7 protein-coding genes are annotated in these 9,167 nt (G+C 40.4%); 2 read left to right on the top strand and 5 right to left on the bottom strand.

The window, feature by feature from the left end; genetic code table 11:
- The coding region (locus AC1DND_RS19085; protein ID WP_477584013.1) for a hypothetical protein at positions 1-1,270 on the bottom strand (1,270 nt) is incomplete at its 3' end.
- 11 nt (positions 1,271-1,281) lie between these two features.
- The gene (locus AC1DND_RS19080) at positions 1,282-1,923 is read right to left on the bottom strand and encodes a Crp/Fnr family transcriptional regulator (protein ID WP_477584012.1); all 642 of its coding nucleotides are present in this window, start codon (positions 1,921-1,923) and stop codon (positions 1,282-1,284) included.
- A gap of 187 nt (positions 1,924-2,110) precedes the next feature.
- On the opposite strand from AC1DND_RS19080, the gene AC1DND_RS19075 reads away from it, so the two are divergent.
- Entirely contained in the window at positions 2,111-2,995 is an 885-nt protein-coding gene (locus AC1DND_RS19075; protein ID WP_477584011.1) for an RteC domain-containing protein, read from the top strand.
- A gap of 432 nt (positions 2,996-3,427) precedes the next feature.
- On the opposite strand, the gene AC1DND_RS19070 is transcribed toward AC1DND_RS19075, so the two are convergent.
- The 3 genes from AC1DND_RS19070 to AC1DND_RS19060 form a co-directional block, all read right to left on the bottom strand.
- The gene (locus AC1DND_RS19070; RefSeq protein WP_477584010.1) at positions 3,428-4,033 is read right to left on the bottom strand and encodes a histidine kinase; all 606 of its coding nucleotides are present in this window, start codon (positions 4,031-4,033) and stop codon (positions 3,428-3,430) included.
- Positions 4,034-4,884: 851 nt separating this feature from the next.
- A complete protein-coding gene (locus AC1DND_RS19065; protein WP_477584008.1) occupies positions 4,885-6,159 on the bottom strand; it encodes an erythromycin esterase family protein in 1,275 nt (424 codons plus the stop codon).
- A 124-nt stretch (positions 6,160-6,283) separates the two neighbouring features.
- Positions 6,284-8,479 carry a peptidase domain-containing ABC transporter gene (locus tag AC1DND_RS19060; protein WP_477584007.1) on the bottom strand — a complete coding sequence of 732 codons (2,196 nt, stop codon included), beginning with the start codon at positions 8,477-8,479 and terminating at the stop codon, positions 6,284-6,286.
- Between the two features lie 63 nt (positions 8,480-8,542).
- Between AC1DND_RS19060 and AC1DND_RS19055 the strand changes: the two genes are divergently transcribed.
- Positions 8,543-9,167: hypothetical protein (locus tag AC1DND_RS19055; RefSeq protein WP_477584005.1), on the top strand; the 625-nt coding region annotated here is incomplete at its 3' end.

Raw genomic sequence — 9,167 nt, 5'->3', positions numbered from 1 at the left:
GGGTGGTGGGATCGGGAATGGGCAGGTTTCCGGCCTGTCCAGCTGCATATACAAATGCAGAGCAGTTGAAGTCGGTAAAGTGGTACTGCGCTGGTGGGCTGCTGACATAGTTGATGACTTTTTGAAAGTTTTCACTGTTGACGTAATAGGTGGAGCTGATATTGTATTCTCCTAAACCATTGTCCAGGATCTGCGATTTTGAATCGAGTTTTTCCAGGCCTGTGCCGGTGGGGTAGAAGCCGATGGTCTGGGTGATGGTGGTGGTGCCGCTGGTTTTGCTTAAGGAGATGGCGACGTGGCCGAAGGCGTTCTGGCCGACGTTGAAGAAGGTGCCGGGCTGGGGTTCGACGACGTAGATGCGGATGGTGAAGGCGGCGTTGGGGTCGGTGATCTGGGAGAAGCAGTCCATCATTTTTTCGGGGTCGACTTTGCTGTTGTTTTCCCCTGGAAGGTTGGAGGGGGCTGGGGGAGTGGGATCTGGTGATACTTGTCCGCCGCCTCCACCGCCGGATGGGAGTGAGGTGCTGTTGGTGGTATTGCCTCCGTCTCCAGATGACCAGCTCATGCCGTCGTCGTAACTGGTGTAGCTGCAGATCAGTTCGGCATGGACGGTGAATTCCCCGTTGGCGTTGACGTAGCTGTCTTGTAGCCAGGTGCAGCTTTCGGTGAACTGTATGGTCATGGTTTTTCCCTGCTGGCCTTTTGGGGGATTGAGGTCTTTTAAGCGCTGGCCGGGTTGCGTGGTGAGCTTTTCTGTGGTGGCGATCTGTCCGACCTGTTTTCCTTCGCTATAGATCTGTCCGTTTTTTAGACGGTAGTTGAGGTCGTAGCTGAATACCCTTCCGGTGAAGGTTTTGCTATTGATGTTTGTTCCTTTCTGGAGGTAGATGGCATCAGGGATGATTTCCAGGATGCGGGCTTCCAAGGCTTTTGTGTTTGGATTTTTTCTGATGGCAAGCTGGCGGTAGCCCTGTTTGACATTTTGATAGACGGGCTGGCCCTGAAGCCTGATCTTCCAGGTATTGCCTTTCGGACTGGGGCTGTTGGCAGCGGTTTCCCAATGGACCCGGATGTTGCGGATAGCGGTGGTGCTGTCTGGTTGCTCTTTTATAAGCTGTCCCAGATAGGCTTTGGCTTCTGTCCTGCTGAGTGTGATGATATCTTCCGCTGGCCTGGTGTCTGCGCCTTTGGTGTTTTGGATGTTTTGCTCTTTTTTACAGGCAGAGAGGCTGAGCAGGATGAGGGCAAGTATATTAAGTTTTGTTTTCATGGGATGCTGGCTTAGTGAAAAATGGCTCCTGGTTTTGGGCTGTTTTGTGTCTGCTGACACATTTTGAGTTTTTTCCTGCGGATACGGCTCAGGGTTTCGCGGCTGATGCCGAGGTAGGAGGCGATATTCTGCTGGGTGGTCTGCTGTTCGATTTCGGGGTGGGTTTTGAGCAGCAGGTCATAACGGTGCTCAGGCGTTTGAGTACGGAGGAAAATGGCGCGTTCTTCGCTGAGGATGTAGTATTTCTGGGTGACGATCCTGCCCAGTAAGTTGCCTTCCCTAAAGTCGGCGTAATAGGCGTTAAGCTGGTTCCAGGTGATGGACTGGAGTTTGCAGTCCTGCAGGACTTCGATGTATTCGTGGGCGGGCTGTTGGGCGAAAAAGCTGTAGACGGAGATCATCAGGTCGCCTTTGCCCATGAACCAGGTGGTGCATTCTTTTCCGTTTTCATCGATGAAATAAGCGCGCAGGAATCCCTTGCGGATAAAGTACAGTCTTCTGGCGGTTTCGCCGGGACGGAGCAGGAGTGTTTTACGCGGAAAGGTCTGGATAAGGTTTTCCTGGTTGACCCTACTTTGCAAAGGCGCGGGCAGGGATGTGATGAAGCCTAAAGTCTGGAGCAGGTCGGCTTCTTCTTCGGTTAAATTTTGCATAGGTGATCGATTGTGTCACAGATCAACCTTTCGCTGCTTTAAGCGGATTAATATTGTCCTATCGGAACGGATACTATTTTTTAACGGTGAATTGCGGGTTTTAGTATGGGGTGGGGTGATGGCTGTTCTAGTGTCTAGATTGGGGCTCTTTTGTTTGTTCGTTTATTTTTGGTTAAAGGATTAAGGTATGAAAAAAGAAGAAGCATTGTTGGTTGTGGCGGATGTGGCTCAGGCTGCGCTAGAGGTCTATGAAAAGGAGAAGGCGCCATTGGCCCAGATGCGGGAGGTGGTGCTATTGGTGAAGGATAGGCTGTCGGAGCTTAAGGCTATGGTAATGGAACAGGGTTTTGGATCGGTGGAGGAGGAGATCGGTTTTTTTAAGGTGGTGTGGCCGGCGGTGTATAGCTGGCAGGTTTATGCGGCGGACCGTTTTGCGGTGGAGCTGAGGAGGCCTGTGGATGAACGGGGAAAGGTGATGGGTTATCTTCGTGGGGAGCTGGATTATGTGCAGAAGATTTTTTTACGCTATCCGGTGCAGTTTGTGTATTTCAGGCAGGGGATGGAAGGGCTGGACAGTGCTTATTTTTTGGGGGAAGGGAAAAGGGATGTGGCGCTGGAAGGGCTGGATGTAGATGCTGATGGACAGTTCGCTGGACCATGGAGTTATCTCTGGGCAAAGTTTATGGCGGGGGAAAGGTTGAGGGATTATTTATTGGCGGAACTTGCTGGGCTGGAGGTTGGTATAGGAGGTGGCGAGGCAATTACTGTTCCAGCGAAGCCGGTCCGTACGGGCGGGATGCGCTGGACGGGGGAGAAGGTGAACCTGATCGAGCTGGCGCATGCGCTGTTTGTGTCGGGGCAGATTGATAACGGCAAGGTGGGGATTACGGAGTTTTTTGAGCGGATGGGCAGGTGTTTTGAGATTGATCTGGGAATCCCCAAGCGGGGTTTTGATGATCTCGGTTCTCGGAAACGGTTGAGCAGGACGCATTTTCTGGAGGTGCTACGGGAGGGGCTGAATAAGAAGTTTGATGATGCGGATACTTTTGATCCCAGAAAGGGGAGGTTTTGAGCTGATAAAAAAAGGATAATCAATTTAATGATTACCCCTTATCTAAATTAATGCTCTCTGGCTTTCGCCGGATGTAAGGCGCTCATCCCTTACACTGCAATTATACGAAAAAAAATGTTTTCTGGTTTTTTATATGATAGCAATTGTCCTGAAGGAAGATGGTTGACCGCACTTAATTTATAACCAATAGCATATGGAAGGACCAGTTTTAGTGAACTGTTGGGAAGGTATTCTGAGAATTAACACAATTATCTTACTGTTATTCATAACCTCTTGAAGGGGTGATTTAAAAATCGACAGAAAAATGCAGCGCGTTTCCAAGAGGAGGTTACACTTGCTGGATGTCTCAGTAGTTCTAGTATAAACAGATCACAGGCTAACATATCCAAGCCAGAATGTGTTTCTACTTAGGATTAAAATTCAACTTCGCAGCTACGATCTATTAGAGTCCCGAATTTTATCGGACACATTCAGTGGGATCTCACAAGAAAAATGGTTTAAGGTGTTTTTCTTTTTTAGTATATAATCTTCTGTATGCAGTAATTTCAAACGTCGTTCGATGTTGTTGATGGCATCATCGAAGCCGTTCGTATCAAGATTTGTTTTTTTCTGCTTGAATTCAAAAGATAAGATGTTTTTATCGGCATCGACGTTGATATTTACGGGGTTTTGTAGTTCACTGGTAATCCCATATTTAACGGCATTCTCCAATAATGAAAATAATAGTAGGGGAGGAATTTCAACATTTAGATTTGTGTCATATTTAATATCAACATAGAATTCATCCATATTTAAACTTTTATGAAGTTTGATATAGGTGTCTAAACATTCAAGTTCTTTTTCGAGTTCAATTAAGGGGACATTGCTATTGTAGATCATGTACCGCATAATGGAAGAAAGCATCAACAGTTCCTCTGCCGTATCATCAAGACTTTCTCTTGCTTTTAAATGCATTTGATCTAAAGATTGGACTAGAAATGCAGGATTAAGTTTTGCTTTGAGGTATTGAGTCTCAATGAAATTCTGTTGAGCGTTCATAATCTCCTGACTTTTTTTCTTTGTAAAAAAGTCTATTGTCATCATGAAGATTAAACTTACAGACATTACAAGCCCCGATAGTAAAAAAGAAATAAAAAAAACAATGATATAATGTGAATAATTTTGGGGCAATGAAGCATCATTGATGTGTATGCCCCTTGAGAATAAGTAAAAGATCGCTGTCTTGAAGACCGATACAAAAAGGATGGTTAAGCAAAAAAAAACTATGAATAGTTTATAGTTTTTAACTTCGGTTATGAATTTTGGGAATAGATAAAAATAATTGAAGTAGAATGCCGCTATATTAGTGAGGAATAATATGATGTGTTGAGGATCATATAACTCATTGATGTTTTTCTTATCAAGTTGAAAGATGAGAACATAAGCACCAAAATATAGCGCCCAGAAAATTATGTGTAAAAGCCATATGAAAATGTTCTTCTGCATAAATRAGATGATTATAATGTTCAATGCCAAATTACAAATTTTCTTTTTTCATTGCCGTGGTTCTATACAAACGCACCTTTTCTATCGACGAATGGGCATTTATAGCGAACTAACCTGCTATTTGAAGGTTTGAATAACCATGGCTTAAATCGTTCCATAATCAAAAAGATAATAACATTTATAACCGGAAAGAAATAAAAACAAAAAAGCCTGGCTTCTGCAGACAGCAGATTTATGCCAAGCTTTCTATTAGACTGTCCAAAAACAAATTAAATCATAAAGACTTTGTTGTTTTTGAATAATAATGGGGCCAGTTGATTAGGGACAGATATTAATATCTGGCTTCAATGTTTAGTTTTTTTTTCATTTTGATTTGATTTTAATAATTAATTATTGGTTAAACTTTAATTTAATTGTTCTGCAGGTGTTACTTTTGGTATAAAAATGTAGGCATCATAAGATTCAAATAAATTTAATGTTCTGAACCGGGGCTTACCTCCATCTGTTGCGCCAACATTGTAAAAGATCCGATTTGAATTTGCCCAAGACCGAGCCATCGTTTTATTCAAATCCATAAAAAACGGAACTTTGAAAGTTTTTAGAATCTCAAATGAAAGATTATCTTCACTCGGCGGTAGGTAAAATATTGACTTTTGATTGGTCCTCGTACTAATAGCCCGAAATCCTCCTTGAGCAAAATCAGAATAAATACAATAGTACTTGTCCCCCATTGCTGCTCTTAGGTAGGTCCCGGTTCTTTTTTGCTTGACCAGGTTAAAAAAATAACCTTCGACTGATTTTTTTACATGAACATTGTGAGCTGCAAAAAAGGCTTTTGACTCCTTTCCATAAAAGCTCAATATGGAAAGAATATTTTCTGCCCTACATTTGTCAATAATCTGACCACGCCCATAATAGCTAACTTCATTGATCTTGATGTAATGTTTTATTAGCTGAACGCAGGTTTGTAAAATGAAGTAATTGTTTCGGTTTGAATAAATCTGACTGTTTTTTTTAGCTAGATTTTGTATTGTTAAGCTGACTTGCGTTAGTAGGAGATTAAATGGCTTTGAGTTTTTTTCTAAATGATAAAGCTGATTTATCGATTTTATTAATCCAATGCTTTCTTCGTCCGACTGATCTTGTAGCACATATTTTACTAATCTGGATATCTTTAATACATCTTTTTCATCAACGCCATAAAAGCGCACTTTCCGTTCATCAGAATTAAAAGCGTTATATTTTCTTATCCAATCGAGAATGTCCAATACCTCTGAGGTTGACCATACCCAAGAACTCTGGTTTTTGAGTAACTCCTTAGGATCTCCTTTACCGGTTAAAACAAAATCGTTGATTTTAACCGTATTTGCAAAGTCTGTTTCCACTAAAAAGAAGCGGTAATTACAGTTTTCTACGAGATATTTAAAAAAAGCCAGTCTGTAAACATTGAATTCGCTACTGCCGTGGGTACCCTCTCCAAAAGAAATAATCTGTGACTTATCACCAATCTTTTTCAAAAACGACAAATCTTTCCCTGTAGCGATCTCATTTGTCCCGGATCTTGTGATCGATACCGGTCCCCAGGAAGGAATTCCGTAGAAAGCGTATTTATAAATAAATACAGAAAGAAAAATTAATAATGTGATTGAGAGAATCAATAGATATTTTGTTTTCGTCATTGAGAGCTGTTAATTTGACTAGGCTATTACTTACATATGTTGTCAGTATTGTTCTATACAATAATAAGAAATATTTGTAAATATAAAAACCATTAAAAAATTTTATTGAAACCTTGGGGATTGATTAATTTAATGACAATTGGTCTTTAACCAGAGAGTAATACAGTTTTTGGTTAGAGATCAATTGATCATGTGTACCTGTTTCAAGAATTTCACCTTTTTCCATCACAATAATCTGATCAGCGTTCTTAACTGTACTGAGCCTGTGTGCTACAATCACAATTGTTTTTCCTTGAAAAGCTTCGTATATATTTGCCATTATGCTCGTTTCATTTTTTGAATCTAATGAATTTGTAGCCTCATCAAAAAACAGAAAATCAGGTTTGTTGTAAAATGCTCGTGCCAGGAGCATCCGTTGTTTTTGTCCTTGGCTCAAACCTTGGCCATTTTCACCAATTTTAGTATTATATCCAAGTGGAAGGTTACTCACGTAATCATCCAGATTTGACAATCTGATCGCTTCCAGCAATCTGTCATCATCAGGGGTATCATCACTGACGGCAATATTCCGTGCTATTGTATCAGAAAAGATATAGCCGTCCTGAAGCACCGCGCCACATTTTTTCCTCCAAAACTTAGGATTGATGTTTGTTAGGTTGTGTTCTCCAACCCTTATTTCGCCTGAGGTTGCGATATAAAATTTTAAGAGGAGTTTCAGGATAGTTGTTTTTCCYGAACCACTCATCCCAACTATTGCAGTAGTTTTCCCGTGTTCTATACGGCAATTGACACCTGATACCGCCTTTTGATACTTTGAAGAGTCGTAAAAGAATGTGACATTTTTTAAAACAATATCCCTATTTAAAAGATTAGGTTTGATGCCGCTTGAATCTATTGCTTCCTCGTCTACATTATTCTGGATGTCCTCTAGGCGTTCAAGAGAGATCTTTGCATCTTGATAGTCATGGACAAAGGTTATCGCTTGCGAAAGAGGGCCATTAAGCTGACCTAAAATATACTGCACAGACATCATCATTCCAAGCGTCATTTCACCACTTATTACCGCCTTGGCGGTAAAATAGGTTATCATAATGTTTTTGACCTGATCGATTATAAAAGAGCCCATTTGCTGAACCTGGTTTATTTTAAGTATCGATATGCTGAGTCGAAACTGTTTTGCTTGTATTCTTTCCCATTGCCATCTCTTTTGGGTTTCGCAATTTTGTTGTTTTATTTCTTGGGCACCCTCTATCAGTTGAATTAGATTGCTTTGACTATTTGACATCTGATCAAATGTTTTATAGTCCATTTCTTTTCTTTTTTTCTGAAACAAAAGAATCCATCCGAAATAAAAAAGACTGCCAATTAAAAAGATCGACAATACGGCGAAACTGTAGAAAAATAATACAATTGAGAAAACTATAAAATTTAACGCGCCAAAAACCGTATTGATGAGAGATGATGTCAAAAATGTCTGAATTCTTCCGTTGTCCCTTATCCTTTGAAGAATATCACCCATTCTTTTATTGTCAAAGAAAGTCATGGGCAATCTCATCATCTTAATGATAAAATCGGACAGTAAAGTGATACTAATCCTTGTTCCCATATGCAAAAAAATCCAGCTCCTTATTCCGCCCACTAGCGATTGGCTGAAGAAAAGTGTAAGCTGGGCAATCAGGATGATATTGATGAAACTTATGTTTCTATTGTTAATGCCAACATCAACAATCGATTGGGTCAGAAAAGGAAAGATGAAGGATAATATTGTATTTATGATCAAACCTATTATGATTTGGAAAATAAACTTTTTATATGGCTTTACATATACAAAAAACGACCCTAACCCGTTTTGCTTCTGGCCGGCTACAATGTCGTTTTCATAAAACAGTTTTGTCGGTTCCAGAACAAGGACCAAGCCAGTTATTTCATTTTTTGTCAGGTTATCTACCGACCACCCCTTAATGAACTCCGAATGGGTGTATTTTATTAGACCAAACGCCGGATCTGCTACATATACGTGAGACTTATTAACCCGATAGACAATAATGAAGTGTTTCTGTTGCCAATAGGCGATAAGTGGAAGCGGTAAATCGTCAATTAGATTTTCAAAAATTACCCTGGCATTGAGCGTCCTGAAACCGATTCGCTCAGCAGCCTCACTAATTGACAATAAAGAGGCGCCTTCCTTTCCAGTATAACAATATTTTCTTAGGTCTTGAATTGAATGTGTCTGGCCATAAAATCTGGAAATCATATACAAGCAGCTTGGTGCACAGTCCATTTGATCAAGCTGTTTGAAATACGGGAATTTTTTATTCATAGAGCATTATTTACAAAAGTAAAAATATGATAATTTTTGTACTTTAGCACACAAGGTAAATATATGTCAGATACAAAACAGTATAGCTTGGAAGTCCAAGATGTAATGGGAATTATTCCTTCAGCAATAATTAGGACAGGCACGKCTGTAATATTCTTAGTAGTCCTGGTACTTGTTTTTTTTTCTTGGTTAATCAAATACCCTGAAATAATTGAGTCCAGAGTTGTCTTAACTACCAAGGTGCCTCCATTGGAAATCACCAATCGTGCTGCGGGAATTTTGTTTCTTTTTAAGAAGGACGGAGATGTGGTTAAACAAAGCGAAGTGGTGGGGTATTTGAAAAATTCCATTTCCTATGAGGATATAACAATGATCAAAAATGATATCCGGGAATTGGAACAGCAGGTTGGTATGAAGGTTGTAAAAATAGATGATAGGCTGATTAACCAAAATTTGATACTTGGCAACCTGCAGCCGAGTGTTATCAACCTAAAACAAAGTTTATACAATTACAATAATTTTAAGGACCAGTTTAATAGTGACCAGCAAATTCAATCCCTTATAAGAGATAAGGAAAGATATCGATTGTTGAATTCAAATTTGGAACGGCAAAAAAGATATTCCGAAGATCAATTGGTTGTCGCAAAAAGAAGGTTTGCAATTGATAGTCTGCTCCTTGTAAAAAGGG

The sequence above is a fragment of the Pedobacter sp. 01N416 genome (genome assembly GCF_056399685.1).
This window is presented reverse-complemented; position numbering and strand designations above follow the sequence as displayed.